Source organism: Rhodocyclaceae bacterium (genome assembly GCA_020248265.1).
Lineage (GTDB): Bacteria > Pseudomonadota > Gammaproteobacteria > Burkholderiales > CAIKXV01 > CAIKXV01.
The window spans coordinates 613,828-640,623 of sequence record JADCHX010000004.1; the positions used below are offsets into that span (position 1 = coordinate 613,828).

Genomic DNA, 26,796 nt, shown 5'->3' on the forward strand with positions numbered 1-26,796 from the left:
GTGCATCCGCACCGGCGGCGCACAGGATCCCATCGCGCCATGTCCCTTCCCGAATCCGAGATCTTCGCCACCCTTCGCCAGCAGCTCGCCGCGCGCATCCTGATCCTCGATGGCGCCATGGGCACGATGATCCAGCGCTACAAGCTGGGCGAGGCGGAATACCGCGGATCCCGGTTCGCCGACTTCGCGCACGACGTGAAGGGCAACAACGAACTGCTGGTACTGACCCAGCCGCAGGTGATCCAGGAGATCCACGAACAGTACCTGGCCGCCGGCGCCGACCTGATCGAGACCAATACCTTCGGTGCCACCACGGTTGCCCAGGCCGACTACCACATGGAGCATCTCGTCCACGAGATGAATGTCGAGGCAGCGCGCCTGGCCAAGGCCGCCTGCGCGAAGTACTCGACGCCGGAGCGCCCGCGTTTCGCCGCCGGTGCGTTCGGCCCGACGCCGAAGACCGCGTCGATCTCCCCCGACGTGAACGACCCCGGCGCGCGCAACGTCACCTTCGACGAACTGGTCGCCGCCTACCTGCAGCAGGCGCGCGCGCTGGTCGAGGGCGGGGTCGACTTCTTCCTGGTCGAGACCATCTTCGACACGCTGAATGCAAAGGCGGCGCTGTTCGCGATCGACACCTTCTTCGAGGAGCACGGTTCGCGCCTGCCGGTGATGATCTCCGGTACGGTGACCGACGCGTCCGGCCGCATCCTGTCCGGCCAGACGGTGGAGGCGTTCTGGAACTCGGTGCGTCATGCAAGCCCGATCACCATTGGCCTGAACTGTGCGCTCGGCGCGACGCTGATGCGCCCGTACGTCGAAGAGCTGTCCAAGATCTGCGACACGAACATCTGCATCTATCCGAACGCCGGCCTGCCCAACCCGATGAGCGACACCGGCTTCGACGAGACGCCCGACATCACCTCGTCCCTGGTGCGCGAGTTCGCCGAGAGCGGCTTCGTCAACATCGCCGGTGGCTGCTGCGGCACCACGCCCGACCACATCCGCGCGATCGCCGCGCAACTCGAAGGCATCCGCCCGCGCGCCGTCCCCGAAGCCGACCGCAAGATGCGCCTGTCGGGGCTCGAGGCGTTCAACATCGACGGATCGTCGCTGTTCGTCAACGTCGGCGAGCGCACCAACGTCACCGGTTCGAAGGCGTTCGCGCGGCTTATCCTGAACGAGCAGTACGACGAGGCACTGGCGGTCGCACGGCAGCAGGTCGAGAACGGCGCGCAGATCATCGACATCAACATGGACGAGGCGATGCTCGATTCGAAGGCGGCGATGGTCCGCTTCCTGAATCTCGTCGCCTCCGAGCCCGACATCTCGCGCGTGCCGCTGATGATCGATTCCTCCAAATGGGAGGTGATCGAGGCCGGCCTGAAGTGCGTGCAGGGCAAGGCGATCGTCAACTCGATCAGCATGAAGGAGGGCGAAGCCGAGTTCCTGCGACAGGCGGCGCTGTGCCGCCGCTATGGCGCAGCAGTGATCGTCATGGCCTTCGACGAGCAGGGCCAGGCCGATACCTGCCAGCGCAAGATCGAGATCTGCGATCGCGCCTACCGGTTGCTGGTCGACCGCGTCGGGTTCCCGCCGGAAGACATCGTGTTCGACCCGAACATCTTCGCGATCGCCACCGGCATCGAAGAGCACAACAACTACGGCGTCGACTTCATCGAGGCGACGAAGTGGATCCGTGACAACCTGCCCTACGCGAAGGTGAGCGGCGGCGTGTCGAACGTGAGCTTCAGCTTCCGCGGAAACGACCCGGCGCGCGAGGCGATCCATACCGTTTTCCTCTACCACGCGATCCGAAACGGCATGACGATGGGCATCGTCAACGCCGGCATGATCGGCGTGTACGACGAACTCGCGCCTGAACTGCGCGAGCGTGTCGAGGACGTCGTGCTGAATCGCCGGCCCGATTCCACCGAGCGGATGATCGAATTCGCCGGCACGCTGAAGTCGGGCGGTGCCAGGCAGGAACAGAGCCTCGAGTGGCGCGCCCAGGATGTCGACGCGCGCCTCGCGCACGCGATGGTCCACGGCATCACCCAGTGGATCGTGGAAGACACCGAAGAGGCGCGTGCGCGCATCGCGGATCGTGGCGGCCGGCCGATCGAGGTCATCGAGGGGCCGCTGATGAACGGCATGAACGTCGTCGGCGACCTGTTCGGTGCCGGCAAGATGTTCCTGCCGCAGGTGGTGAAGTCGGCTCGCGTCATGAAGCAGGCGGTCGCGCACCTGGTGCCCTTCATCGAGGCCGAGAAGGCACTCTCGGGCGACACCAAGGCGAAGGGCAAGATCGTGATCGCTACCGTGAAGGGCGACGTACACGACATCGGCAAGAACATCGTATCGGTAGTGCTCCAGTGCAACAACTACGAGGTGGTGAACATGGGCGTGATGATTCCCGCCCAGCAGATCCTCGACAAGGCTCGCGAAGAGAAGGCCGACATCATCGGCCTGTCGGGCCTGATCACGCCGTCCCTGGAAGAGATGTCGCATGTCGCACGCGAGATGGAACGCCAGGGCTTCACGCAGCCGCTGCTGATCGGCGGCGCGACGACTTCACGTACGCACACCGCAGTGAAGATCGCTCCCGGCTATACGCGCGGCCCGACCGTGTGGGTGCCCGACGCCTCTCGCAGTGTGGCGGTGTGCACCAGCCTGCTGGCCGAGGACGAGACGGTTCGCTGCAAGTACCTCGATGAACTGCGGCATGACCAGCAGAAGGTGCGCGAGCAGCACGCGAGCAAGCGCGGGCCGGAACTCATCCCGCTTTCGCGGGCCCGTGCCAACCTGCAGCCGTTCGACTGGCCAGCCTGCGTGCCGCCGAAGCCCGGCTTCACCGGCACCCGTCAGCTCAGGAACGCCGACCTCGCCGAGATCGCCCAGTACATCGACTGGGGCCCGTTCTTCCAGACCTGGGATCTCGCCGGGCCGTACCCTGCGATCCTCGACGACGAGGTCGTGGGCGAGGCCGCGCGCAACGTGTTCCGCGACGGTCAGGCGATGCTGAAGAAGGTGGTCGACGGTCGCTGGCTCACCGCCAATGCCGTGTTCGCGCTCTATCCTGCGAATGCGGTCGGCGACGACATCGAGATCTATGCCGACGAGAAGCGCGACCGGGTGCTCATGACCTGGCACAACCTGCGCCAGCAGAACCAGAAGCCCGATGGCCGGCCGAACCAGTGCCTGTCCGATTTCATTGCACCGAAGGCCAGCGGCGTCGCCGATTACATCGGCGCGTTCGCGGTGACTACCGGCATCGGTATCGAGAAGCACCTCGATGACTTCGAGCGCCGCAACGACGACTACGGCTCGATCATGCTGAAGGCGATCGCAGACCGCCTCGCCGAGGCATTCACCGAGATGCTGCACAAGCGGGTACGCAAGGACTTCTGGGGCTATGCGAAGGACGAGGCGCTCGACACCGCGCAGCTGGTCGCAGAGCAGTACCGCGGCATCCGCCCCGCGCCCGGCTATCCCGCCTGCCCCGATCACACCGAGAAACCCGCGCTGTTCCAGCTGCTCGGGGCGGCCGGGGTCGGCATCACGCTGACCGAAAGCCACGCGATGGCGCCGGCTTCGTCGGTGTCGGGGTTCTACCTGTCGCACCCGGATGCACAGTACTTCGCCGTCGGCAAGGTCAACCACGACCAGGTCGAGGATTACGCGAGACGCAAGGGGCTGTCGATTCAGGAAGCGGAGCGCTGGCTGGCGCCTAACCTCGGGTACGAGCCGAACCTGGTGCGGGCCGCCTAGGGTCGGTCTACCCCGACCCCAGGCAGCCGCTGGCGTGGCCAGCACCGCTGCGGCGCGTTGCTACATTGCTGCAGGGGTCGACGATTGCGGCGGCGAGGCGGGCGCGGGCGTCTGCGTCGCCGGGTTTGCCGGCATGCCATGACGGTACGAACCTCGCATTCCCTCGCGTGACAGCCCATGTCCATGCCGCTCGCCATGCGGATGCATCACCGGGAGCGCGACACCGCGATCCTTCGCCCGCTGCTCGAGTTCCGCGCGGCGCGCTGCCATCAGTTGCGGGCGCTGTTCGGGCGTCGCGCTGCGCATCTGCTCGCGAAATGCGCTGCGCTCTTCCTCCGTGGTGAGCTTGTCCATCGCGGCGCGGCGTGCCTCGCGGTCGGCCTTGCTCATGCCATCGTGGCGCTTGTCGGGATGCTGCCGGTGGTGTCGACCACGCGGGTCCTCGCGGTACTGCGATGCCGAAGGGGCGGTGATCGACGGATCGTCCGGCGCGCTCGGGAAGGGCGAGGCCACGGGTGCGGCGGCGAGCGCCGAGGCGGCGATGGGTCCGAGTCCGAGTCCGGTGGCGAGGCCAGCGGCGGCCAGCAGTGATTTCAGGGTGTGCTTCATCTGGATTCTCCTGTGTGATTGGGCGCCGGGAGGCACCTGGATCGACTCCGTGCGGGCCGCGTTGCGATCGCGGGTCAGGCAGGGTGTACGAGGTCCATTGCACCACCACGTTGTAAGCCAATGATGTCGCGGAGATGTCCAGGTGTTTCCAGTTGTTGCCGTTACCCGGCCGCGGAGCCGTTCAGTCTGTCCCATCCGGGTCCTGCTCAGGCCCGGCCTGTGGGGTGGCCAGGGCCCGTGCCGCTTCGCCCAGCATCGCCGTGCGCGACGCGGGCGTCTCGAGGCTGATCCTGCCGAGCGCACCGCTGCGGTAGTCGTTGAGCAAGGTGATCGCCGCCTTCTCGCGGTCCGGGATGCCGCCCTTCAACACGAAGCCGCGCCGCTTTGCGATCGCATCGATCAGGTCGGGACCGTCCAGCCCGGCCGGGTCGAAGCGGTAGCGTGCCGACAGCAGCGCCGGGTAGCGTACGGCCAGCGTTTCGCCGAGGAAGTTCGCCACCTCCTCGTCGATGTAGGCGTTGACGCCGATCGCATGGCTGGCCGCCAGCATCAGGCCGTCCGAAGGGTGTTCGATGCGCGGCCAGAGCATGCCCGGCGTGTCGAACAGCACGAACTGGTCGGTGACATCGATCCGTTGCTGGCTCTTGGTGATGGCCGGTTCGTCGCCGACGTTGGCTACCTTGCGCTTCGCCAGCGCATTGATCAGCGTCGACTTGCCAACGTTCGGAATGCCCATCACCATCACGCGCAGCGGTTTCAGCGGGCTGTCGCGATGCGGTGCCAGTTCGAGCGCGAGGCGCGGGACGCGCGCGACGTCGGACGGCTTGCGGCAGGTGAGCGCGACGGCACGCACCTTGTCGCCTTTCGCCGCGCCCTGCTCCAGCGAACGCATCCAGGCGGCGGTCGCCTGCGGGTCTGCGAGGTCGGCCTTGTTCAGCACCTTCAGGCAGGGCCGCTGCCGGTGCCGGCGCAGCGAGTCGATCATCGGGTTGCTGCTCGCGCCGGGCAGCCGCGCATCGATCACCTCGACAACGATGTCGACCTTCGCCAGCGTCTCCGCGGCCTTCTTGCGGGCGCTGGCCATGTGGCCCGGGAACCATCCGATCGACATTGCTGGGTGTGCCTTCCGTGTTGACGCCCCGGTGGCAGCCGGAGCCATGCAGTGCAGTGACGAATGGTAGCGCCCCGGCGGTGCCGGGCGTGTGACCGGCGCGACGCCGATCTTTGAGTATCATCGTCGCCCGTCCGACGTCCTGCCCCAGGTCACCAAAGGGGCATTCCAGAACGCGGATATGTCCAGTATCGGTCAAAGAGAAGGGGCGAGTACACAATGAAGTCGCTGGAACTGATGGTCGAACGCATCATCCTCGCCAGCCGGTGGATTCTGGTGGTGTTCCTGCTCGGCCTTGCGGCCGCGCTGGCGGTGTACGCGGTGTCTTTCCTTTACAAGTTCGCGAAGGTCGCGGGTGGCATGTTCACGCTGACCGACAGCGAGATGATCCTCGCGATGCTGGCGATGATCGACTCGGCACTGGTGGCCAGCCTGATCGTGATGGTGATGATCTCCAGCTACGAGAACTTCGTGAGCCGCTTCGATCGCGGGGGCGACGATGTCTCATTCCTCGGCAAGCTCAACGCGGGCAGTCTGAAGATCAAGGTCGCTTCTTCCATCGTGGCAATCTCGTCGATCCACCTTCTGCAGATATTCCTGAATGCCCCGCAGTACGACAACGAGAAGATAATGTGGGCGACGATCGTCCATCTGGCGTTCGTCGCCTCGGCGCTGATCCTCGGCTACCTCGAGCAGATCATGTCGAAACTGAAGTAGCCGAACGCAGGCCGGCCAGAGGGCGGCGTGTCAGGCAACCGGGCGCGCAGCGCCCCGACGATCCATGATCCAAGGAGTAAACCATGCAACCCCGCATCTGCGCAGCCCTCCTGCTGCTCGCCGCCACTGCGCTGCCCGCAGCGGCCCAGGGCGAATTCCCTAACCGTACGATCCGCCTGATCACGCCAGCTGCACCCGGTGGCACCACCGACATCCTGTCGCGGCTGGTGGCAGCCAAGCTCACCGAGACCATGGGCCAGCAGGTGATCGTCGACAACCGCGCCAGCGCCTCGGGCGTGAACGCCGGCGAGATCACCGCCCGCGCGGCGCCGGACGGCCACACGCTGTTGCTCGTATACCACCAGCACACGATCAACGCGGCACTCAATGCGAAGCTGCCTTACCACCCGGTGAACGACTTCACGCCGATCAGCCAGCTCACCTCGGCCGGCCTGTTCCTGGTGGTAAACCCGTCGACCCCGGCGAAGACGCCGAAGGAGTTCCTCGACTGGACGCGCAGCCTGAAGGGCGGCATCAACTTCGGCTCGGCCGGTATCGGCAGCGGCGGCCACCTCGCCGGCGAGCTGTACAACCTGATGGCCGGGATCAAGGCGCAGCACATCCCCTACAAGGGCTCCGGCCCGGCCCTGGCCGACCTCGTCGGCGGCCAGTACCACTACAACTTCGCTGGCATGCAGGCCGCGCAGACGCTGGTGCGTGCGGGACGGCTGCGTGGCATCGCCGTGTCCAATCCGAAGCGCATTGCCGCGATGGCCGAGGTGCCGGCGATGGCCGAGGTGCTGCCTGGCTTCGAACTGGTCGGCTGGTACGGCATCGCCGGCCCGGCGAAGATGCCGAAGCCGCTGGTTTCGCGACTGAACACCGAGCTGCTCAAGTTCCTGGCGATGCCGGACGTGCGCGAGCGCATCCTTGCCGACGGGTCCGAGCCGGTCGGCAACGATCCCGAGACGTTCCGCAAGTACATGCTCGCCGACATGATCAAGTGGGCGAAGCTGGTGAAGGAAAGCGGCGCCAAGCTCTGATGTGGCTGTCGGGCCGCCACTGGCGGCGGCCCTTGCGGCTCCCGGTCCTGAACGCACATCCGTAGCCCGGACGCCCTTGCCCGGGCAGCCGCGCTACAGTGGCTCGACCTTGATGCCGCCCTTGCGGATCACGTCGCCCCAGCGTGCGAGGTCCTTCTTCACCAGCGCGGCGACGTCGGACGGGTCGCCCCACTGGAACTCGATCGCCTGCGCAGCGAACTGCTCGCGCAGCGCCGGCGTGTCGACGATCTTCTTCAGCTCGGCGGTCAGGCGGTCGAGGATCGGCTGCGGGCTGCCGCGGCGCGCGAGCACGCTGAACCAGGTGGCGGCATCGTAGCCGGGGAAGCCGAGTTCGGCGACCGTCGGCACGTCGGGCATCGCCGACAGGCGGCGCGCCGAGGACACCGCGAGCGCGCGCAGCTTGCCGCCCTTGACCAGCGGGATCGCGGTGATCGGCGGATTGAACAGTACCTGCAACTGCCCGCCCATCAGGTCGGGCAGGGCCGATGCACCGCCCTTGTACGGCACATGGGTCATGCGCGTGCCAGTGAGCGACATGAACCACTCGGTGGAGATGTGCACCACGCCGCCGATGCCCGAGGAGCCGAAGTTGAGCTTGCCCGGGTTGGCGCGCGCATAGTCGACGAGTTCGCGCACCGACTTCGCCGGCACCTGCGGGTTGACGACGATCATCACCGGCGAGAATCCGATCAGGCCGACCGGCGAGACGTCTTTTTCGGGGCTGTACGGCAGCTTCGGATAGAGCAGCGGGTTGAGCACCAGCCCGTTGAAGCCTTCGAGCATCAGCGTATAGCCGTCGGCGCCCGCGCGGCCGAGGATCTCGTAGGCGATGATCGTGTTTGCGCCCGGCCGGTTGTCCACCACCACCGTCTGCCCGAGCGACTCGCCCATGCGTTGTGCGACCGAGCGCGCGAGAAGGTCGGTGACGCCGCCCGCGGAGAACGGGACCAGCATGCGCACCGGCTTGGCTGGCCAGGCCTGCTGCGCCTGCGCGGCGGGTTGCAGGAGGACGCAGGTCATTGCGAGGGTTGCCGCGGTGTACAGGCTGGCGGCAGGGGCATTCGGTTTCATCGGGTCTCCAGCGGTTCGATCGGCATCGCCAGCAGCGCGAAGGACAGCGCCTTGCCGTGTGTGTCGAGGGCAAGCGAGGTGGTCACGCCACTGCCCAGTGCATGCTCGCAGGTGAACTGCAGCGCGCACAGTTTCGGCAGTACATGGCGGCGTACCTCGCCATGCACGATGTGTTCCAGATGCGCGGCGACCGCTTCCGCAGTCACGCGCTCGACGAGCAGCGGAAAGTCGTCCGCACGGTAGGCGAACAGCGACAGTATGGACGTGTCGCCCTTGTCGCCGGCGCGGCAGTGCGCGAGTTCATGCAGAAGGCGCGTGCCCGGCCCCGGCGGCGTGGGCACTGGCGCAGGCCGGACGCGCATCATCGCGCCGCGTCCGGTACGACAGGGCCGGGCGCCCGGTCGGTCGACAGCCGCACCACGCTGCTGCGCACGGCCTCGCGCGGCATCAGCGTCGAGACGATACCGATGCGCTCGGTGATGAACCTGCGTGCGCCGCCACCCCCGGCGGGGCCGTTGGTGTAGAGGGCTTCGACCTCCAGGCCGACCCGTTCCGCCAGCTCGCGCGCGGCACCGCTGGCCGCCGCGCGAAGGCGTACCTCGTACGGATCGGGCCCGTGCCCGAAGTCTGTCCGGTGGATCGAATCGATGCCGATCAGGTCGATGCGCAGGTCCGGCAGGTCGTGGTGCAGCCGCTCGCGGAGCACGGCGCCAGCGACTTCCGCGCGGGCACGCGCATTCGGTCCGGCGTACGAAATCTCGCCCTCGCCGATGAAGCCCGCGCGGTAGCCGACGCTCACTTTCAGCGTGCCGGTGCGCGACAGGCCGTCTGCGTTCTCGACCCGGATGCGGTCCTCGCCCAGGTCGATCAGGTCGACGCTGCTGAAGTCGACGATCACATCGGGCGTGATGTAGGCGGTCGGGTCGGTCACTTCGTACAGCAATTGTTCCTTGACGGTGCGCAGCGTGATCATGCCGCCGGTGCCGGCTACCTTGCCCAGCGTGCCGTTGCCGTCCGCGCCGACGTCGCAGTAGGGAAAGCCGAGGTGGGCGAGGTCGCGAACGTCCTTCAGGCCCGGGTCGGCGAAATAGCCGCCGGTGAGCTGCCCCGCGCACTCGAGCAGGTGCCCGATCACCGTTCCGCGTGCGAGCAGCGTCGGATCGTCGACCGGCCAGCCGAAGGCATGGATCATCGGCGCCAGGAACAGCGACGGATCGGCAACCCGGCCGGTGATGATCACGTCGGCACCGGTGGCGATCGCCGGCAGGATCGCATCGATGCCCAGGTAGGCGTTGGCCGATATCGGCATGCCGAACTCGCGCACCGGCTGCCCGGTCTCGAGTGTCGGTGTATCCGGGTCGAGCCGGTCGAGCACGTCGTCGCCGGTGACCACCGCGACCTTCAGCGACAGCCCTAGTTCCTCCGCGATCTCCACGACCTTGCGGCCGGCGCTGATCGGGTTGGCCGCGCCCATGTTGCTGATCAGCCGGCAGCGGCGGCGCTTGAGCAGTGGCAGGAGCGCGGTCATGCGCGCGCGCAGCAGTGGGTCATGGCCCTGTTCATCATCGGCCAGTCGCCGCAGCTGGGCGGCGGCGACGGTGCGCTCGGCCAGGCACTCGAGTACCAGCCAGTCGAGCCGGCCCTGCGCGGCGAGGATCACCGCAGGGTCGATCCTGTCGCCCTGGAAACCTGCGCCGCAGCCGATGCGGATCGTCTTATGGCGCGGCATGGGCGGGCATCGATCGCATGGCGGGATTGTCGGCGGCACCCGGTCGGCAGTCAATCGAGCGCCGGAGGGGCAGCGCCGGGCCATCGCTGTGTGACAATCGGGCCATGCATGTCGTTGTCCTCGGAGAGGGTGTGATCGGCCTGGCCACCGTCTGGTGCCTGTTGTGCAACGGGCTCCGGCCCACGCTCGTTGCCGGCCGGAGGCCTGCCCTCCCGCCGGATGGTTGCCGGCCCGATTCTTCCCGATGAAAGACACATGAACGCTCGTCTCGCACCGCTGATCCAACTCTGGCCTTTCGTGCGGCCCTATCGCAGGCGCGTGATGATCGCGCTGGTCGCGCTGCTGGTGGCTGCCGGCTCGATGCTCGCCATCCCGACCGCCTTCCAGCGCCTGATCGACCATGGCTTCTCGCCCGGCAATACCGGCGGAATCACCGGCTACTTCGTGGTGCTGTTCGTGGTCGCGGTGGTGCTCGCCACTGCGACCGGTACCCGCTTCTACCTGATGAGCTGGCTCGGCGAGCGGGTCAGCGCCGATCTGCGCAACGCGGTGTATTCGAACGTGATGCGGCTGTCACCGCGCTTCTTCGAGACCATGCGCAGCGGCGAGATCCTGTCGCGCCTGACCGCCGACACCACCGCGGTGCAGACCGCGGTCGGCACGAGCGTCTCGATGGGCCTGCGCAACGGCCTGCTGCTGCTCGGTGGACTGGGCATGCTGGTGATCACCAGCCCGCGCCTGGCGGGCTACATCCTGGTGCTGATGGTTGCCGTGGTGCTGCCGCTGGTCGTGTTCGGTCGGCGCGTGCGCAAGCTGTCGCGCATGAGCCAGGAGAAACTGGCCGAGGCGTCGGCACTCGCCGGCGAGACGCTCGGTGCGGTGACCACGGTGCAGGCGTTCGCCCAGGAGGCGCGCGAGTCGCACCGTTTCGGCGCTGCGATCGAACAGTCGTTCTCGGCCGCGTTGCAGCGGGCGAAGGCGACCGCATCGCTGCTGCTCGCCGTGATCGTGATGGTGTTCGGCTCGATCGTCGTCGTGCTGTGGCTGGGCGCGCAGGACGTGCTGGCCGGCAGCATGACCGCCGGCCAGCTCGCGGCCTTCGTGCTGTACGCCGTGGTCGCCGCCGGCTCGGTGAGTGCGCTGGCCGAAGTCTGGGGCGAACTGAACCGTGCATCGGGCGCGGTCGAACGGCTGCTCGAACTGATGAACGCGAAATCCGAGATCACCGCGCCGGCGCTGCCGTCGGCGGCGCCGCTCAACCGCGGATCGGTACGCTTCGAGCAGGTCGGCTTCCACTATCCGTCGAGGCCGGATGTCGATGCCATCGCCGACGTGACGCTCGACATCGCGCCGGGCGAGACGCTGGCGATCGTCGGCCCTTCCGGCGCCGGCAAGACCACCCTGTTCCAGCTGCTGATGCGCTTCTACGACGTCACCAGCGGACGCATCCTGATCGATGGCGTCGACATCCGCGCGATCGATCTGCAGCGGCTGCGCACGCTGCTGGGCGTGGTGGCGCAGGACAGCGTCGTGTTCGCAGCCTCGGTGCGCGACAACATCCGCTACGGCGTGCCTGACGCGACCGAGAACGAAGTGCGATCGGCGGCACGGATGGCGGCGGTCGAGGAGTTCGTCGCCCGGCTGCCGGACGGCTACGACACCCAGCTCGGCGAGCGCGGCGTACGACTGTCCGGTGGACAGCGCCAGCGCATCGCGATCGCGCGCGCGTTGCTGAAGGACCCGCCGATCCTGCTGCTGGACGAAGCGACAAGCGCGCTCGATTCCGAGAGCGAAGCCTTCGTCAAGGCTGCGATCGACCGCGCTGCGCAGGACCGTACGGTGCTGGTCATCGCACACCGGTTGTCGACGGTGCAGAGTGCCGATCGTACGGTCGTGATCGACCAGGGACGTATCCAGGCGATCGGGACACATGCGGAGCTGATGGCGAACAGCCCGCTCTATGCGCGGCTGGCGGCGTTGCAGTTCGGGAACGACTAGCGCGGGATCACCGCCCACTCCGGCATCGGCCACTCCAGCAGTTCCGCCAGCCGGCACACGATCCATCCTGCTTCTTCCGGGCGCACGACCGATCCTTCCACCAGCAGGCCGCGATGGATGCGCTCGAGCACCATGTCCTCGGGTACTCCTAGATCCAGCTTGCGCTGGGTGGCATGCTCGGTGAGCATCTGCGCCATGTCTTCGCACAGTTCATGACGCTCGGCGATCACCGCGCGTGGTTCGCTCGGCTTGATCGATCCCTTCGGGATGAACAGTTCGATGAACGGGCGGGGGATTGCAATCTGGTTCTCGTCTGACATGTTGCCTTCGGGCAGGACGGTGGATGCAGTCCGAGAAGCATACCGGACCCTCTTCCCCCGCCACGCGCGGCATCAATCCGCCTTTGCCCCCGACAGCTTGACCAGCTTCGCGTACTTCTCCAGTTCGCGCAGGAAGAACCGCTGGAACTCTGCGGGTCCGAGGGCAAGCGGTTCCAGGCCGTCGCGCTCGAAGGCCGCACGCATCTCGGGCGTCTGCATCGCCTTCAGCGTCTCGGCATTCAGCCGGTCGATGATCGCCTGTGGCATGCCGGCGGCGACGAACATCCCGAACCAGTTGTCGGTGTCGAAGCCGGGCAGGATGCTGTCGAGCGTCGGCAGCTGCGGCAGCAGGGCGGTCGGCTTCACCGTGGTCACCGCCAGGGCGCGCAGCCGTCCGGTCTTCAGGTGCGGCAGCGCGACCACGGTGGCGAAGAAGCTCATGTCGACTTCTCCGCCGACGACTGCGCCAACGACCGCGCCGGCACCCTTGTACGGCACATGCGTGACCTCGGCGCCGGTCAGCGAGGCGAACAGCACGCCGGCGAGATGGCTGGTGGTACCCATGCCGTTGGATCCGAAGTTGAGCCCTCCCTTGCGTTTCTTGAGCAGCGCGACGAGTTCCTTCACGTTGCGCGCCGGCACCGACGGATGCACCACCAGCAGCTGCGGCGAGGACACGACGCCGGTGACCGGCACGATGTCCTTCAGCGGGTTGTAGCCGAGCTTCGCATAGAGGCTGGGGTTCACTGCCAGCGCCGCGGAAGAGAACAGTAGTGTGCTGCCGTCGGCTGGCGCGCGGGCAACCAGTTCGGCGCCGATGTTGCCGCCGGCCCCCGCGCGGTTGTCGACGGAAAACGGCTGTCCCATCGATTCGCCGTACTTGACTGCCAGCAGGCGCGCCACGATGTCGGTTACGCCGCCAGGGGCGAACGGCACCACGATCCGCACCGGGCGGTTGGGCCAGGCCTGTGCGCCGGCGGTCGCGGGCATCAGCGCGCCCAGCAGTGCACCGAGCGCGGGAAGGAGAAGAGCGCTGCGCTTCATCAGTCGAGCCTTATCTTTGCCTGGTCGATCACAGCCGCCCAGCGGGCGACCTCCGCTTCCATGAAGACGCGGAACTCAGCGGGCGTGTTTCCCGATGGCTCTACGCCGAGTTCGGCAAGCCGGGCGCGCACGTCGGGCAGCCGCACGATCTTCGCGACCTCGCCCGACAGCCGTTCCACCAGCGGCCCGGGCGTACCGCCGGGTGCCAGCACGCCGGCCCAGGATCCGGATACGAAGCCCGGCACGCCGGCCTCGGCGATCGTCGGGATCTCTGGGGCGGTCGGCCAGCGGGTGGCGCTCGACAGGCCCAGCGCGCGGATCTTGCCGGCCCGCACCTGGGGCAGCATCGCCGACATCGTGTCGAACATCAGCTGAATGTGGCCGCCCATCAGGTCGGCCAGCGCCGGCGTCGTGCCCTTGTAGGGCACATGGGTCATCTTCAGTCCCTGCTGCTGCGCGAGCAGTTCCATCGTCAGGTGCGCAGCGGCACCGACGCCGCTGGAACCGAACGAGACGGTGCCCGGCTTCGCCCGGGCCAGCACGAGCATCTCCTTCAGGTCCCTGGCGGCCAGCCCGTTGCCGGCGACCAGCAACAGCGGTGCCACGCCCACCAGCGACACTGGCTCGAAGCTTTTCACTGCATGGTAGGGCAGCTTCGCATACAGCGACTGGCTGGCTGCATGGCCGGCGATCACCATGCCGGTGGTGTAACCGTCGGGCGCGGCCTTGGACAGGGCCTCCGCGCCGATGATGCCGTTCGCGCCGGGACGGTTGTCTATCAGCACGGGCTGACCGAGCGACCGCGACAGGTGCTCGCCGACGGTGCGCGCCATCAGGTCGGTGAATCCGCCCGGGGTAAACGGCACGATCATGCGCAGCGCCCGGGTCGGGAAGGCGGGCTGTGCGGATGCCGGCGAAGGCGCGGTCGCGACAAGCATCCCTACCAGCGCAGGCAGTACGAGCAGCGGCGCCGGGCAGGGCACGACCTTCGGGATCACGGCAGATCCTTGCATCGATGTCTCCTCCTGTGTTGCCACATGCGCCGGAGCCTGATGTTCTGTGGCATCGATCGGCATGACCCGACGCTGCCGTCAGCTTAACTCAGAACACGGCGTCCACCTTCGCGCACGATGCCGCGACAGCGCGCGCCGCTCGGCCTTCTCGCGCTGCTGTATCCCGCCGGCCGTCGCCACCGCGTGTGCTAGCATCGAGCAGAAAAGAGCGATTACCCATTGAACCGCGGCCCGCAACGACAGCGCGACGACCGTCCCTCGAGGCGGGTGCTCGCCAATGATTCCCGGCTGGCAGCGCGCCAGGCGATGCGCCCCCTGTCGTTCCGCGTGCTGCGGCGCCTTCAGGTGGCCGCCTTTACCTCCGGCGCGCTGCTGGCGCGTGAAATGTCGGTGTCGCGTTCGACGATCTGGACGGCGGTACGTGACATAGAGCGGTCCGGCGTCAGCGTCGAGCATGGTCTGGGTCGCGGCTACCGGCTGGTCGAGCCGATGGATTTCATCGACGCTGCGCGTGTGCAGTCGATGCTCGGGCAGCAGGCCCGCGGGCTCGCCCTGACCGTGCTCGACCATTGCGAGTCGACCAATACCGCGCTTGCCCTGCAGGCCGAGACCGGCGCGCCGCACGGCAGCGTGCTGCTCGCCGAATGGCAGACTGCCGGGCGCGGCCGTTTCGATCGACGCTGGTCCAGCGCGCCCGGTGCGGGGCTCACCTTTTCGCTGCTCTGGCGCTTCGACAAGGGATCGCAGCTCGCAGGGCTGAGCCTGGTCGTCGGCCTTGCCATCGCCGATGCGCTGCGCGTGCTCGGCCTGCGCGAGGTGCGCCTCAAGTGGCCGAACGACGTGCTGGTACATCGGCGCAAGCTCGCCGGCGTGCTGACCGAGATCCGCGGCGATATCCTCGGCCCGTGCGCAGCGGTGATCGGCATCGGACTCAACGTGCGGCTGCCGCAGGCGACGATCGACGCGATCGACCAGCCGGTGACCGACCTCGCACGCAGCGGGTTCGACAACCTCGACCGCAGTGCCATCCTCGGCGCGCTGCTCTCCGGGCTGGCGTCGGCGCTCGAACGGTTCGGCCGCGAGGGCTTCGCGCCGTTCCGGCGCGAGTGGCAGGCACACAGTGCGAGCCTGCATCGCACGGTGAAGGTTGCGCTGCCCGACGGCGGCATCGTGCGCGGCACGATGCTCGGGGTCGACGTGCAGGGCGCGCTGCGCATCGAAGTCGGCGGCGAAACCCGGCGCGTGTTCAGCGGCGAACTGTTCGAGCCCGGCCTGGCGCGCGCGCGCGCCAGGGCCGATGTAGGTGCCGGGCGCCGGCCGCAGCAGGCGGAGATCGAATGATCGTCGCGCTCGATCTCGGCAACACGCGCATCAAGTGGGCGGTGCACCCCGGCGGGCTACCGGTCGCCGGCCGCATGCTGGCCGACGGCGCGGTCGATTCCGCCGGTGTCGATGCGCTGCCTGACTGCTGGGCGGCGTGGGGTCGGCCGGACGAGATCGCCGCCTGCAGCGTCGCCGGTTCGGCGGCCGACGCTGCACTCGAGCGGCTCGCGGGGCGCCTCGCGGTGCCGTTGCGGCGTATCCGGCCGCTCGCGCTGGCGGCGGGGGTAAGCAACCTGTACGGCAACCCCGCCAGCCTTGGCGCAGATCGATGGGCGGCCCTGGCCGGTGCCCGGGCGCGCAACTGCGGGGCGGCACTGGTGGTCGATGCCGGGACCGCAATGACTGTCGACGCGCTCGCTGCCGATGGCCGCTTCCTCGGTGGCCTGATCGTTCCTGGCTACGACCTGATGCGTGCATCGCTCGCCCGTGGTACCGCGCGCCTGCCGGTGGCTGCCGGCAGCTTCGATCCATTGCCCCGGTCCACCGACGATGCGATTGTCACCGGCGCGCTGCAGGCGATGGCGGGCGCGGTGTCGAGAACGCGCGACGCGATGCTCGCGGCCGGCGAGTCAGCCCCGCAGCTGATGCTGACCGGTGGTTGCGCGCCGCTGCTGCAGCCCTTGCTGGCTGCGCTCGCGCCGCTGCACCTGCCGTGGCTGGTGCTCGAAGGGGTACTGGTGCTCGCCCTCGAGGCGCGCCTGGCCGCGCGCGGGCACGTGGATATGCACGAGGAGGCGCGATGATCCGCTGGATCGCTGCATTGCTGCTGGCAGCCAACGTGCTGTTCGGCGCGCTGGTCGGTTTCGGCGGTCCGGCGCGCAGCCCGGATGCCCAACTGCTCGACCTGCAGATGAACGCGCAGCAGGTGCGCGTGGTTGGTGGCGGCCAGGACAGACCCCGACCTGTGGTTGCGGCGGCAATGCCGTCGGCCTGCCTGGCCTGGGGGCCTTTCGCGCAGGCCGATGCCGCGCGCGCGCGTGAACTGCTTGCAGGCCTGGTACCGGCCGAGGCGATCACGCCGTGGGAGGTCATCGGGGCCGGGACGTGGTGGGTCGGATTGCCGCCCCAGAAGAGCCGGGCCGATGCACAGCGCAAGGTAGCCGAACTGAAGGCGCTGGGTGTCACCGGTTATTCGCTGGTCGAGACGGGCGACGACTGGCAGAACGCGGTGGAACTGGGCGTGTTCGCCGACGAGGCAAAGGCGCGCGAACACCTCTTGAAGCTGCAGCAACTCGGCGTGCGCACGGCCAGGGTGATCGAGCGGCAGGCAGCGCCTGGCGTGCAGTGGCTCGTGCGCGGGCCTGGCGAGGCGGTGATGGCGCGCGTGCTGCAACTGAAGCAGGCGAACTTCCCTGACAGTTCTCTGGGCACGATCGAGTGTCCAGCGGGGGCCGTGCCGGCACGCTGATCGCCGACTGTTCCGAGCGCCGATGCCGTGAGCGGCGGCCGGTCAGGAGTGGGCTGACCTCGGTCGCAACGTGGTGACCGCGCCGACAGACGTCAGGGGCGCCGCCGCCGGTACCCGTCTTTCGGGTGGTATTGCTGACGGGGCTGCATCGTCCTGTATCGGTGGCTCCTTTTGCCACGCTGTCCCGTCGCCCTTCAGCATCGCTTCCATCTGTGTCGGTGACAGCGCGGCACAGAACAGGTACCCCTGCATCAGCGCGCAGCCGCGCGACGCCAGGAAATCGCGCTGGCCGGCAGATTCGACGCCCTCGGCGACAACCTCGATGTAAAGGCTGCGCGCCAGCGAGAGGATCGCCTCGACGATCGCCGCTGTGTCGTGTTTCTCGGTGATCTCGGCGACGAAGGAACGATCGATCTTCAGGCGTTGTACCGAAAACCGTTTCAGGTAGGACAACGAAGAATAGCCGGTACCGAAATCATCGACCGAGATCGATGCGCCGAGCCGGGCCAGCGCGCGCAGCGTATCGAGCGTGCCCTTGGTGTCTTCCATCAGGGTGTGCTCGGTGATCTCGAACTCGAGCCGCTTCGCATCGAAGTCCGCATCGGCGAGGATCTGCCCGACCAGTTCCGCCAGCCGCGGGTCCTTGAACTGGCTTGCCGACAGATTGATCGCCAGGCGCAGCGGACGGCCCTCGCTGTCGATCCATTCGCGCGCCTCACGGCAGGCCCGGCGTATTGCCCATGCACTGACGTTGCGGATCAGCCCGGTCTCTTCCAGCAACGGGATGAAGGCGTCCGGATGCAGTTCACCGCGTTGCGGATGCTGCCAGCGCAGCAGCGCCTCGACCGCAATGATCCGTCCGGTCGACGACTCTATCTGCGGCTGGTAATGCAGTTCGAGTTCGCCGCGCTCGAGGATCCCCGGCAGGTCGGTCTCGAGCGCAAGGCTTTCGGACAGGCCCAGCCCCATCGCTGGCAGATAAAAACGGTAGGTGTTCCTGCCAGCAGCCTTCGCTCGGTACATTGCGATGTCCGCGTGCTTCAGCAGCAGTTCGGAGGTCGCGCCGTCGCGCGGGTAGGCCGCGATGCCGATCGAGGTCGATACGAACAGCTGGCGCCGATCGACGGTGAACGGTCGCTCGAAGGCCTGGAAGATCTTGGCGAGCACCATCTCCGCGTGTTCGGCCTGCGCGAGGTCGGCGAGGATAAGGGCGAACTCGTCGCCACCGAGCCGGGCGACCGTATCGTGGGCACGCACGCATTCCGTCAGGCGGGTGCCGGCTGCGCGCAGCAATGCATCACCGGCAGCATGGCCGAGCGTGTCGTTGAGTGTCTTGAAACGGTCGAGGTCGAGGTAGAGCAGCGCGACGGCCTTGCCGCTGCGCTGCGCATGCCCGAGGGCCTGAGACAGGCGGTCGACGAACAGGTTGCGGTTCGGCAGCCCGGTGCGGTCGTCGTAGTGGGCAAGGTAGTTGATGCGCCTTTCGGCATGCTTGCGCTCGGAGATATCGGACACCATGCACTGGATCGAGTGCGCGCCGCCGAAGCTCATGGGCGTGGCGATCAGTTCGGCTTCGAACTCGGCGCCGTTCATCCGCAGCAGCTTCACCTCGACGCGGGTGGTAGTGCCGCGCTTGCTGGTATGGCCGAGGCGCTCCGCAAGCCCGGGCCGCGAGTTGCGCTGCACATGCCCGACGATGCTGCGGCCGATCAGTTCATCCGTGCTGGGCGCGCCGAGCATGCGGGCCAGTGCCGCGTTTGCGTAGACGAACCGGTCGCGAGTGAGCACGAAGATGCCCAGTGGCGCTGTCTCGACCAGTGCACGGTAGCTCGCTTCGCTGTCGCGCAGCGCCTCGGCTGACCGATCGCGCTCGATCACGATGCTCGCAAGGTCGGTGGCGCCTTTCACCAGGTCGATTTCGCGCTGTTCCGGGCGTCGGCGCTCGCGGTAGTACACCGCGAAGGTGGCCATGGCCTTGCCGGATGCGCCGAGGATCGGCGTCGACCAGCAGGCCTGCAGGCCATGCTTCAGCGCGATCGGGGCATAGGTCGCCCAGGCCGAATGCGTCGCGATGTCCTCCACGATGACCTGCTGGCCGGAAAAGGCTGCGTACCCGCACGAGCCTGCCTGCGGACCGATCGGCAGCCGATCGATCGCCTGCCCGTAGGGCTCGGGCAGGCTCGGCGAGGCGACGAGATGGATGCGTTCGTCCTGGATCAGCATCACCGAGCAGCAGGCGCCCGGAGCCTGCGCCTCGATGTTCTTGCACAGCGCGGCGAGCACATCGGGCAGGCTGGCGCCACCCGCGATCATGCCGAGCAGCACTCGGCTGGCGATCAGTTCGCGCCGCTGCGGCACGCCGGCGGCGATCGCGTCGATGCTGGACTCGCTGCTGCTCATGTCGTAAAGCTCGCCGGATGGTCGCATACGCGAATCCCGTGATGGTACGGGATCGAACGGTGTGCTGGAAGCACCGTATCGGCGTACAGTGTGGGGCTGCATGGCTGAGCGATGCGGTAAACCCGGATGCCGGTGGCCGCGTTGATGGTTCCCAGGAGATCGTTCGTCATGCCTGCCGTTCCGATGCTGCGTCATTCACGTTCCGATGTTCCGGTGGCCAATGCCGTGCGCATGGGGCGTGCGTCCCTCGTTGCGTGCCTCGCCGCGTTGGCGGCCGGGTGTGCGACGACCGCCGAACTGGGCCGCACCGAGCGGTTGCCCGAGGGCACTCTGCCGCCCTCGAAAGAGGTCGGGCCACCGGTGAACATACAGCCCGCGCCGCTGGCGCGCGAACAGTACCGGGTCGTTCCGCGCCATCCGGCGATCTACGGCCCGGGCTGGTACGGGCCCCGCTGCTTCGACCCGCTGCTCTGCAGCCGCTCCGGTTTCGGCCTGCACTACCGGGTCTTCTGACCGGTCGGAACGCTACAGGGCTCGGATGCGCTCGAGCAGTGCGGTGGTCGAGCGCTGGTGGATGAACGGGATCGACACGACCTGACCGCCTCGTGCAATGACGCCGGCGGCGCCGACGATGCGATCGACCGGCCAGTCGCCGCCCTTCACCAGCACTTCCGGTGCGATTGCTTCGATCAGCTCCAGCGGCGTGTCGGCGTCGAACCATGTGACCAGGTCCACGAATTCCAGGGCGGCCATCACGGCCATCCGGTCTGCCAGGGTATTCACGGGCCGATCATCGCCCTTGCCGAGACGGCGTACCGATGCGTCGCTGTTCAGGGCGACCACCAATGAAGCGCCGAGCGCACGGGCCTGCGCCAGATAGGTTACATGGCCCCGGTGAAGCAGGTCGAAGCAGCCATTGGTAAACACGACCGGTGCGGCCAGCTGCGCTGCCCGCTGCTGCACTTGGTCGGGCGTACAGACCTTGCGCTCGAAGCCGGGTGCCGCCGGCGGCGACGATGGATCAGCCGCCATCGGGCTCAGGCCGACGCCGTGGCGCCTGCAGCCGGCGCCACGGCGCCAGCATTCAGGATCTTCCGATAGCGATTGAGCGACTGCACCGTGTCGAAGTTCTGGCCGAGCAGGGTCGAGAGCTTCTTGAGGATCGAGCCGACCACCTTTCCTTCCCAGTCGCGGTCGAAGCGGATCTGCTGGTCGAGCCAGTATTCGAGCCAGGCTGGATCGGGCAGGCGACTCTGTACCGTATCGTTCGGGAACAGGGCCTTGCTCACATGCAGGTTGGTCGGGTGCAGTGCCTGCCCAGTGCGGCCGGCCGAGGCCATCAGCACACCCACCTTGGCGAACGCCCGTCTGGCCTCGTCGCCGAGCCGCTCGATGGCCTGCTGCATGTAGCGGAGATACGCGCCGCCATGCCGGGCCTCGTCGTGCGACACCAGCCGGTAGATGTGCTGGATCACCGGCTCGGTATGCCACTCGGCCGCACACTGGTACCACTGCGTCAGCCGGAGTTCGCCACAGAAATGGAGCGTGAGCGTCTCGAGATACGGGGCCGGGTCGAAATCGAACCGTACCGCGTGCAGTTCTTCTTCGGTCGGGAGCAGGTCGGGCCGGAAGCGCCGCAGGTATTCCATGAGCACCAGCGAATGCTTCTGCTCTTCATAGAACCAGACTGACATGAAGGCGGAGAAATCGCTGTCGTGGCGGTTGTCGCGCAGGAACATCTCGGTGGCCGGGAGCGCGGACCACTCGGTGATCGCGTTCATCTTGATCGTCTTCGCCTGCTCGTCGGTGAGCAATGCGGCGTCGAACGTATCCCACGGGATATCGTCTGCCATGTTCCAGCGGACTTTTTCCAGCTGACGGAAGATCTTAGGATAGAGCATCAGGGTTTCAGTCTGACAGGCGGGCCCGCCATTCGCCCAGGGCGGTGATGATCTGTTCGAGCCCGCGGAGCACTTCGACGCCTTCCCCGGGCGTGCGGGCGCGCAGCATGGCGTCGCCGCCGACCCAGAGGGCTATCCGTGCCGGAAGCATTTCGCGCAATTCACGGATACTACCGGTCGCAAGCCGTGCCGGGAATGCGGAACTGAACGAAATGGTAACGATATCGACGTCGTGCGCCAGCGCCGCCGCGACGATGTCGGCCGCCGGCGTCTCGATGCCGAGCGGAACACAGTACACGCCCTCCAGCGTGAGCAATGCTTCGGCCATCAGCAGTCCCATGCCGTGCAGTTCGCCGGGCAGCGTAGTGAGCAGCACGCGTGGCGAATGGCCGCGCAACTGGATGCTGGCAATCGCATTGCGGAGCAGTCCCTGCATCTGCTCTGTGTAAAGGTGCTCCTCGAAAACGGCGATTTCGCCGCGTACCCACGCGTTGCCTATCGCGCGGTTCAGGGGCACCACGATGTCGAGCACGAACGGACGCAGGCCGTCGCGCAACAGGTTCTGGGTCAGTGTCTGACGCAGTTCCAGCGACTTGTGCGAGCGCACCAGGTTGAGCAGTGCCTCGACGTCGGGGCTGTGCGCCGGGCTTTCCGCTTCGTTGCAGAGTGCATTCAGCTCGTCGAGCGACTTCGAGATGATCTTGCTCGGCCGGTGGCCCTGGTCGAGCAGCCGTTTGAGCAGGCGCAGCTTGTCGACCTGGTCGGACGGGTAGATGCGCTCACCATGGGCATCGCGGTAGGGTTGCGGAAATCCGTACCGGCGCTCCCAGACGCGCAGCGCGTCTTTCGACAGGCCGGTATCGCGCTCCACCGAACTGATGTTCACCGGTGCACGTTCAGCGCCCGGTTCCTCAATCACCGAAGTTTTCTTGTCCATGGTACAGGTTAGACACAAGCGAGGGGATTTGCTGAGACTACATCAAGCGGGCGATACTGACTAGGACAAGTGATCTGTGCGAGCAGGCGTTTCCAGGACTGGGAATGGTCGACGCCCCCCGCCGTAGCTGTCCAGTAACCCGGCGGGACAGATCATTCAGCACACGGCAAGCCCTCGCAAACGGGATTGTCAGGATGCGACGCTCGATTAACATCGTGCGTCGCAGGCCAGGCTGACGCAGGGCCTGAAGATCCCGGCACCAAACCAGAAGGATGACGGCGGGTGCAGCAGACAACGATAGCAGTGGTGGGTTCCGGCATATCCGGATTGGCCACGGCCTGGCTTCTTCGCGATCGGTACAAGGTAACCCTGTTCGAGGGCGGCGAGCGGCCGGGCGGCCATACCAACACGATCGACGTCGAAGTCGATGGGCAGCGCTTTCCGGTGGATACCGGTTTTCTCGTGTTCAACGAACGCACCTATCCCAACCTCATCGCGCTCTTCGACCTGATCGGCGTGTCCTCGGTCACCAGCGACATGTCGTTCAGTGTCTGCATGGAAGAGCCCCGGCTCGAATGGGCCGGAACATCGATCGCATCGCTCTTCGCCCAGAAGCGAAACCTGGTGCGGCCACGTTTCTGGGGCATGCTGGCCGACATCGCGCGCTTCAACCGCGAGGCTCCCGGCTTCTTCGATCCCGACCCGGCGCGTCCGATGGACCTCGGAACCTACCTCGAGCGCGGCCGCTACGGCGAGGCTTTTCGTGACTGGTACCTGCTGCCGATGGCTGCGGCGATCTGGTCGTGTCCGGTCGAGTCGATGCGGGCTTTCCCGGTGGCAAGTTTCATCCGTTTCTTCGTCAATCACGGCCTGTTGCAGGTCACCCGGCGGCCGCGCTGGATGACGGTAACGGGCGGCGGTCGGGAGTACGTGCGCCGGCTTTGTGCTGACCTGCCTGACGTACGGCTATCGACTCCGGTCACGCGCGTGCGCAGGCTCCCGGACAGCGTCGAGGTGACGGGCGGCGGCCAGGTCGAGCGTTTCGATCAGGTCGTGTTCGCCTGCCACAGCGATCAGGCGCTGGCCGCGCTGGCTGATCCCTCCGGGGCGGAGTCGGAACTGCTCGGCGCGGTGCGCTATCAGCCCAATGTGGCGTGGCTGCATACCGATGCCTCGTTCCTGCCGCGCTCGCAGGTGGCGTGGGCGGCATGGAACTACGCTGGTACCGGTACTGGCGGCCAGGGCGGCCAGGGCGGCCAGGGCGGCCTGCCCGGTGCCGGTGCATCGGTCAGCGTGACCTACCTGATCAACCGCCTGCAACCACTGCCCACGGCCACCCCGGTGATGGTGACGCTGAATCCGTACCGCACGGTTGCCCCGGCGCACGTGATCCGGCGCATCGAGTACGCGCATCCGATGCTCGACGCGCCTGCGTTGGCCGCACAGCAGCGGTTGCCTGCGATGCAGGGGGTCAACCGCACCTGGTATTGCGGTGCATGGACCGGTTACGGCTTCCATGAAGACGGTCTCAAGTCGGCGCTGGCGGTAGCCGCCGGGCTCGGCGTGCAAGCGCCGTGGACGGCATGACTGTCGGCTGCGGACTGACACCGGCGATCTGCGCCGGTGAAGTGCTGCATCGGCGTCTGTCTCCCGTCGGACACTCGTTTCGTTATCCAGCGTTCTTCCTTCGGCTGCCACTGGCATGGATCGAATCGGGTCGCCTTCACGACCACCCGCGGCTGTTCGGGATCGATCGCTTCAACCTGTTCAGCCTGATGCGGCGGGATTACGGCCCCCGCGACGGTTCTCCGCTCGGCCCCTGGATACGGCTGCTGCTGCGGGACAACGGCCTGCAGGCTGCCGATGGCGAAGTGGTTCTCTATACACTCCCCCGGGTGCTCGGTCATGCATTCAATCCGGTGAGTTTCTGGATGTGCCATGACCGTGAGGGCGGGCTGAGGGCCGTGATGTGCGAAGTCAGCAACACGTTCGGCGAGCATCACAACTATCTGGTGGCCCGTCCCGACGGTGCCGTGATCGGCACCGGCATGCGGTTGCATGCACGCAAGGTGTTCCATGTGTCACCGTTCTTCCCGGTCGACGGCGAGTACGGCTTCCGTTTCCATGAAGACGAAGGGCGCTGCCTGTTCAGGATCGACTATCAATGCGCGGGCGTGCCGCAACTGACCACCTCGCTGTCGGGCGCGGCCGGGTCGCCATCCGACGCGGCGCTGCTGCGCGCCTTCCTGCGACTGCCCTGGCTGATGGCGGGGGTGATCGCGCGCATCCACCTGCAGGCATTCAGGCTTTGGCTCAAGGGAGCCGTGTTCCATCGTAAGCCGGTCCCACCGGTCGAAACGACGACGCGCTAGATGCGCCGGTGTACCGGCCCGTCGAAGCTGCGTTCCTATCCCTCTGAAAGGTTCATTGATGACTGAAGTTACCGTCGAGCAGTCGCGCGACACGGATGCGCAGCCGGTCACCGACCGGGAGTCGGTGCGCCGGATCCGCGCCGCGATGCCCCCGGCCGGCCAGTTGTTCATGCGAGTGCTCGACCAGATCCGCATCGGGCGCATCGACCTGGTGACGCCGGATGGCGAGTGGCTGTCGTGCGGCGGCGAGGCTGGTCCCCACGCCACGCTGACCCTGCGCTCCTGGGCGGCGGCCGAAGATATCCTGCGCAAGGCCGATATCGGGCTGGCCGAGGCCTACATGTCGGGCGACTGCGATATCGATCGTCCGGCGGACCTGCTGACTATCGCGCTGCTCAACCAGCAGCGCATCGAGCGCGCCTTCTACGGCAACTGGGTAGCCGTGCTCTGGTACCGGCTGCGCCACTGGTCGCGCGCGAACACCCGCTCCGGCAGCCGGCGCAACATCGTCGCCCATTACGATCTGGGTAATGATTTCTACCGGCTGTGGCTGGACCCGACGATGAGCTACTCGTCGGCATGGTTCGGGGGCAACCCGGCGCAGCCGCTCGACCGTGCGCAGCAGGCCAAGTACGAACGTATCCTCGACCGGCTCGGTGCCCGGCCGGGGGAGCACATCCTCGAGATCGGCTGCGGCTGGGGTGGCTTTGCCGAAGCGGCTGCACGCCGCGGCTGCAGGGTGCGAGGCATCACGCTGTCGCCGGCGCAGCTCGAATTCGCGCGGCAGCGTATCGACGCCGCCGGCCTGTCCGGACTGGTCGAACTGTCGTACACCGACTACCGCGACATCGACGGTCAGTACGACCATGTGGTGTCGATCGAGATGTACGAAGCGGTCGGCGAGCGCTTCTGGCCGGCCTACTTCCGTGCCATCCACGACGTGCTGAAGCCGGGAGGCCGTGCCGTGATCCAGGGCATCACGATCCACGACGAGGTTTTCGGTCGCTACCGCAGGGGCACCGACTTCATCCAGCAGTACGTGTTCCCGGGCGGCATGCTTGCTTCCGAGACCGCGTTCGCCCGGGAGGCCGGGCGTGCGGGCCTGCAGCTCCACGCGAGCGAGGCGTTCGGGCGCGACTATGCGGAGACCCTGCGTCGCTGGCTGAAGGCATTCACCGAAGCCGAACCTCGGGTGCGCGCGCTCGGCTTCGATGACCGATTCATCCGCATGTGGCGGTTCTACCTGTGCTATTGCGCTGCGGGCTTCGATTCCGGCCGCACCGACGTGCTCCATTTCGAACTGTCGCGTCTTTTCCAGGGAGGCTCCCGATGAATCGCATCCAAACTGCCGGCCGGCGCAGGCTGCTGGGCCTGGGTGGTGCGCTTTCGCTGCTGGCACCGGTCGTGGCGCTGCGGGCCGGGCCGGCCGGCGCGGCGGCTACCGTCAACCATGCGCTGTCCCTGCTGCCGCCGCTGGTCGTCGCGCAGTCAGGTGAGCTGCGCCGGATCGGGGCCGGCACCATGCGCTGGTTCGGCCTGCACGTATACGATGCGGCACTGTGGGTGCGCGATGCGAGCTGGGACAGCGCCGATACCTTCGCGCTGGACATCGTCTATGCCCGCGACATCACGGGCAAGGCGCTGGCCGAGAGCAGCATCACCGAGATGAAGCGCGTCGGATTCACCGACGAAACGCGACATGCCCGCTGGTTGCCGGCGATGGTGCGCACGTTCCCCGACGTCGGCCGCGGCGATCGGCTGGTCGGCCTCAACCTAAAGGGTGGGGGTGCCGCCTTCTTCAACCAGGATCGCTCGCTGGGCACCATCGACGATCCGGTCTTCGCACGCGCATTCTTCGCCATCTGGCTGGACCCCAGGACGCGCGAGCCGCAGCTGCGCAACCGCCTGCTCGGCAAGTCCTGACCGTGCCGTCGCCAGCCCCTCCCCG

The 26,796-nt window shown here is 67.2% G+C and carries 24 protein-coding genes; 12 read left to right on the forward strand and 12 right to left on the reverse strand.

Annotated features, from left to right (window positions below; all coding sequences use genetic code 11):
• Positions 1 to 39 precede the first annotated feature (39 nt).
• Positions 40 to 3,771 carry a methionine synthase gene (metH, locus tag ING98_06615; GenBank protein ID MCA3101526.1) on the forward strand — a complete coding sequence of 1,244 codons (3,732 nt, stop codon included), beginning with the start codon at positions 40 to 42 and terminating at the stop codon, positions 3,769 to 3,771.
• A 60-nt stretch (positions 3,772 to 3,831) separates the two neighbouring features.
• On the opposite strand, the gene ING98_06620 is transcribed toward metH, so the two are convergent.
• Together ING98_06620 and ylqF are read right to left on the reverse strand one after the other, a co-directional pair.
• On the reverse strand, positions 3,832 to 4,380 hold the full coding sequence (locus ING98_06620; GenBank protein ID MCA3101527.1) for a hypothetical protein: 549 nt from the start codon (positions 4,378 to 4,380) through the stop codon (positions 3,832 to 3,834).
• Between the two features lie 181 nt (positions 4,381 to 4,561).
• Positions 4,562 to 5,491 carry a ribosome biogenesis GTPase YlqF gene (ylqF, locus tag ING98_06625; GenBank protein ID MCA3101528.1) on the reverse strand — a complete coding sequence of 310 codons (930 nt, stop codon included), beginning with the start codon at positions 5,489 to 5,491 and terminating at the stop codon, positions 4,562 to 4,564.
• Between the two features lie 219 nt (positions 5,492 to 5,710).
• Between ylqF and ING98_06630 the strand changes: the two genes are divergently transcribed.
• Positions 5,711 to 6,208, forward strand: coding sequence for a TIGR00645 family protein (locus tag ING98_06630; protein MCA3101529.1), 498 nt, complete (start codon positions 5,711 to 5,713; stop codon positions 6,206 to 6,208).
• 83 nt (positions 6,209 to 6,291) lie between these two features.
• Positions 6,292 to 7,251, forward strand: coding sequence for a tripartite tricarboxylate transporter substrate binding protein (locus ING98_06635; GenBank protein MCA3101530.1), 960 nt, complete (start codon positions 6,292 to 6,294; stop codon positions 7,249 to 7,251).
• Between the two features lie 93 nt (positions 7,252 to 7,344).
• Here the strand turns inward: ING98_06635 and ING98_06640 are convergent, their stop codons facing one another.
• The 3 genes from ING98_06640 to ING98_06650 are packed head-to-tail and all read right to left on the reverse strand — an operon-like array spanning position 7,345 to position 10,072.
• Positions 7,345 to 8,343: a tripartite tricarboxylate transporter substrate binding protein gene (locus tag ING98_06640; GenBank protein ID MCA3101531.1), complete on the reverse strand. Its 999-nt coding sequence runs from the start codon at positions 8,341 to 8,343 to the stop codon at positions 7,345 to 7,347.
• The gene (locus tag ING98_06645) at positions 8,340 to 8,705 is read right to left on the reverse strand and encodes a hypothetical protein (GenBank protein ID MCA3101532.1); all 366 of its coding nucleotides are present in this window, start codon (positions 8,703 to 8,705) and stop codon (positions 8,340 to 8,342) included. The genes ING98_06640 and ING98_06645 overlap by 4 nt, the downstream gene beginning before the upstream one ends.
• Positions 8,705 to 10,072 (reverse strand): DUF1446 domain-containing protein, encoded by a 1,368-nt coding sequence (locus ING98_06650; GenBank protein MCA3101533.1) that lies wholly within the window; start codon positions 10,070 to 10,072, stop codon positions 8,705 to 8,707. The genes ING98_06645 and ING98_06650 overlap by 1 nt, the downstream gene beginning before the upstream one ends.
• 255 nt (positions 10,073 to 10,327) lie before the next feature.
• Between ING98_06650 and ING98_06655 the strand changes: the two genes are divergently transcribed.
• Positions 10,328 to 12,070, forward strand: coding sequence for an ATP-binding cassette domain-containing protein (locus ING98_06655; GenBank protein ID MCA3101534.1), 1,743 nt, complete (start codon positions 10,328 to 10,330; stop codon positions 12,068 to 12,070).
• Here the strand turns inward: ING98_06655 and ING98_06660 are convergent.
• From ING98_06660 to ING98_06670, 3 genes are all read right to left on the reverse strand, one after another.
• Positions 12,067 to 12,390, reverse strand: coding sequence for an ATPase with chaperone activity (locus ING98_06660; protein MCA3101535.1), 324 nt, complete (start codon positions 12,388 to 12,390; stop codon positions 12,067 to 12,069). The two genes, ING98_06655 and ING98_06660, sit on opposite strands and share 4 nt — an antisense overlap.
• A 72-nt stretch (positions 12,391 to 12,462) precedes the next feature.
• Complete coding sequence (locus ING98_06665; protein MCA3101536.1) at positions 12,463 to 13,434, reverse strand: tripartite tricarboxylate transporter substrate binding protein; 972 nt, start codon at positions 13,432 to 13,434, stop codon at positions 12,463 to 12,465.
• A complete protein-coding gene (locus ING98_06670) occupies positions 13,434 to 14,447 on the reverse strand; it encodes a tripartite tricarboxylate transporter substrate binding protein (protein ID MCA3101537.1) in 1,014 nt (337 codons plus the stop codon). The genes ING98_06665 and ING98_06670 overlap by 1 nt, the downstream gene beginning before the upstream one ends.
• A gap of 219 nt (positions 14,448 to 14,666) precedes the next feature.
• Between ING98_06670 and ING98_06675 the strand changes: the two genes are divergently transcribed.
• The 3 genes from ING98_06675 to ING98_06685 are packed head-to-tail and all read left to right on the forward strand — an operon-like array spanning position 14,667 to position 17,238.
• Positions 14,667 to 15,788 (forward strand): biotin--[acetyl-CoA-carboxylase] ligase, encoded by a 1,122-nt coding sequence (locus ING98_06675; GenBank protein ID MCA3101538.1) that lies wholly within the window; start codon positions 14,667 to 14,669, stop codon positions 15,786 to 15,788.
• Positions 15,785 to 16,573 carry a type III pantothenate kinase gene (locus ING98_06680; GenBank protein ID MCA3101539.1) on the forward strand — a complete coding sequence of 263 codons (789 nt, stop codon included), beginning with the start codon at positions 15,785 to 15,787 and terminating at the stop codon, positions 16,571 to 16,573. Before ING98_06675 ends, ING98_06680 begins: the two co-directional genes overlap by 4 nt.
• A complete protein-coding gene (locus ING98_06685) occupies positions 16,570 to 17,238 on the forward strand; it encodes an SPOR domain-containing protein (protein ID MCA3101540.1) in 669 nt (222 codons plus the stop codon). Before ING98_06680 ends, ING98_06685 begins: the two co-directional genes overlap by 4 nt.
• Positions 17,239 to 17,280: 42 nt before the next feature.
• On the opposite strand, the gene ING98_06690 is transcribed toward ING98_06685, so the two are convergent.
• Complete coding sequence (locus ING98_06690; protein ID MCA3101541.1) at positions 17,281 to 19,665, reverse strand: EAL domain-containing protein; 2,385 nt, start codon at positions 19,663 to 19,665, stop codon at positions 17,281 to 17,283.
• Positions 19,666 to 19,806: 141 nt separating this feature from the next.
• On the opposite strand from ING98_06690, the gene ING98_06695 reads away from it, so the two are divergent.
• Complete coding sequence (locus ING98_06695) at positions 19,807 to 20,151, forward strand: hypothetical protein (protein ID MCA3101542.1); 345 nt, start codon at positions 19,807 to 19,809, stop codon at positions 20,149 to 20,151.
• Between the two features lie 12 nt (positions 20,152 to 20,163).
• Here ING98_06695 and rfaE2 read toward each other — a convergent pair whose 3' ends face one another.
• The 3 genes from rfaE2 to ING98_06710 are packed head-to-tail and all read right to left on the reverse strand — an operon-like array spanning position 20,164 to position 22,476.
• A complete protein-coding gene (gene rfaE2, locus ING98_06700) occupies positions 20,164 to 20,670 on the reverse strand; it encodes a D-glycero-beta-D-manno-heptose 1-phosphate adenylyltransferase (protein MCA3101543.1) in 507 nt (168 codons plus the stop codon).
• Positions 20,671 to 20,675: 5 nt separating this feature from the next.
• Entirely contained in the window at positions 20,676 to 21,539 is an 864-nt protein-coding gene (locus ING98_06705; protein MCA3101544.1) for a ferritin-like domain-containing protein, read from the reverse strand.
• Between the two features lie 7 nt (positions 21,540 to 21,546).
• On the reverse strand, positions 21,547 to 22,476 hold the full coding sequence (locus ING98_06710; GenBank protein MCA3101545.1) for a MerR family transcriptional regulator: 930 nt from the start codon (positions 22,474 to 22,476) through the stop codon (positions 21,547 to 21,549).
• A 282-nt stretch (positions 22,477 to 22,758) separates the two neighbouring features.
• Between ING98_06710 and ING98_06715 the strand changes: the two genes are divergently transcribed.
• Genes ING98_06715 through ING98_06730 form a run of 4 tightly spaced genes read left to right on the forward strand, consistent with a single transcriptional unit; the run spans position 22,759 to position 26,771 of the window.
• Complete coding sequence (locus ING98_06715; GenBank protein MCA3101546.1) at positions 22,759 to 24,063, forward strand: FAD-dependent oxidoreductase; 1,305 nt, start codon at positions 22,759 to 22,761, stop codon at positions 24,061 to 24,063.
• The gene (locus ING98_06720) at positions 24,060 to 24,848 is read left to right on the forward strand and encodes a DUF1365 domain-containing protein (protein ID MCA3101547.1); all 789 of its coding nucleotides are present in this window, start codon (positions 24,060 to 24,062) and stop codon (positions 24,846 to 24,848) included. The genes ING98_06715 and ING98_06720 overlap by 4 nt, the downstream gene beginning before the upstream one ends.
• 58 nt (positions 24,849 to 24,906) lie before the next feature.
• Entirely contained in the window at positions 24,907 to 26,181 is a 1,275-nt protein-coding gene (locus tag ING98_06725) for a class I SAM-dependent methyltransferase (protein MCA3101548.1), read from the forward strand.
• Positions 26,178 to 26,771 carry a chalcone isomerase family protein gene (locus tag ING98_06730; protein MCA3101549.1) on the forward strand — a complete coding sequence of 198 codons (594 nt, stop codon included), beginning with the start codon at positions 26,178 to 26,180 and terminating at the stop codon, positions 26,769 to 26,771. The genes ING98_06725 and ING98_06730 overlap by 4 nt, the downstream gene beginning before the upstream one ends.
• Positions 26,772 to 26,796 lie beyond the last annotated feature (25 nt).

Excerpts from the sequence above, each read along its gene's own strand:
- metH (MCA3101526.1), top strand. The coding sequence starts at position 40 with ATGTCCCTTCCCGAATCCGAGATCTTCGCCACCCTTCGCCAGCAGCTC.
- ING98_06620 (MCA3101527.1), bottom strand. The coding sequence starts at position 4,380 with ATGAAGCACACCCTGAAATCACTGCTGGCCGCCGCTGGCCTCGCCACC.
- ylqF (MCA3101528.1), bottom strand. The coding sequence starts at position 5,491 with ATGTCGATCGGATGGTTCCCGGGCCACATGGCCAGCGCCCGCAAGAAG.
- ING98_06630 (MCA3101529.1), top strand. The coding sequence starts at position 5,711 with ATGAAGTCGCTGGAACTGATGGTCGAACGCATCATCCTCGCCAGCCGG.
- ING98_06635 (MCA3101530.1), top strand. The coding sequence starts at position 6,292 with ATGCAACCCCGCATCTGCGCAGCCCTCCTGCTGCTCGCCGCCACTGCG.
- ING98_06640 (MCA3101531.1), bottom strand. The coding sequence starts at position 8,343 with ATGAAACCGAATGCCCCTGCCGCCAGCCTGTACACCGCGGCAACCCTC.
- ING98_06645 (MCA3101532.1), bottom strand. The coding sequence starts at position 8,705 with ATGCGCGTCCGGCCTGCGCCAGTGCCCACGCCGCCGGGGCCGGGCACG.
- ING98_06650 (MCA3101533.1), bottom strand. The coding sequence starts at position 10,072 with ATGCCGCGCCATAAGACGATCCGCATCGGCTGCGGCGCAGGTTTCCAG.
- ING98_06655 (MCA3101534.1), top strand. The coding sequence starts at position 10,328 with ATGAACGCTCGTCTCGCACCGCTGATCCAACTCTGGCCTTTCGTGCGG.
- ING98_06660 (MCA3101535.1), bottom strand. The coding sequence starts at position 12,390 with ATGTCAGACGAGAACCAGATTGCAATCCCCCGCCCGTTCATCGAACTG.
- ING98_06665 (MCA3101536.1), bottom strand. The coding sequence starts at position 13,434 with ATGAAGCGCAGCGCTCTTCTCCTTCCCGCGCTCGGTGCACTGCTGGGC.
- ING98_06670 (MCA3101537.1), bottom strand. The coding sequence starts at position 14,447 with ATGCAAGGATCTGCCGTGATCCCGAAGGTCGTGCCCTGCCCGGCGCCG.
- ING98_06680 (MCA3101539.1), top strand. The coding sequence starts at position 15,785 with ATGATCGTCGCGCTCGATCTCGGCAACACGCGCATCAAGTGGGCGGTG.
- ING98_06685 (MCA3101540.1), top strand. The coding sequence starts at position 16,570 with ATGATCCGCTGGATCGCTGCATTGCTGCTGGCAGCCAACGTGCTGTTC.
- ING98_06690 (MCA3101541.1), bottom strand. The coding sequence starts at position 19,665 with ATGCGACCATCCGGCGAGCTTTACGACATGAGCAGCAGCGAGTCCAGC.
- ING98_06695 (MCA3101542.1), top strand. The coding sequence starts at position 19,807 with ATGCCTGCCGTTCCGATGCTGCGTCATTCACGTTCCGATGTTCCGGTG.
- rfaE2 (MCA3101543.1), bottom strand. The coding sequence starts at position 20,670 with ATGGCGGCTGATCCATCGTCGCCGCCGGCGGCACCCGGCTTCGAGCGC.
- ING98_06705 (MCA3101544.1), bottom strand. The coding sequence starts at position 21,539 with ATGCTCTATCCTAAGATCTTCCGTCAGCTGGAAAAAGTCCGCTGGAAC.
- ING98_06710 (MCA3101545.1), bottom strand. The coding sequence starts at position 22,476 with ATGGACAAGAAAACTTCGGTGATTGAGGAACCGGGCGCTGAACGTGCA.
- ING98_06720 (MCA3101547.1), top strand. The coding sequence starts at position 24,060 with ATGACTGTCGGCTGCGGACTGACACCGGCGATCTGCGCCGGTGAAGTG.
- ING98_06725 (MCA3101548.1), top strand. The coding sequence starts at position 24,907 with ATGACTGAAGTTACCGTCGAGCAGTCGCGCGACACGGATGCGCAGCCG.
- ING98_06730 (MCA3101549.1), top strand. The coding sequence starts at position 26,178 with ATGAATCGCATCCAAACTGCCGGCCGGCGCAGGCTGCTGGGCCTGGGT.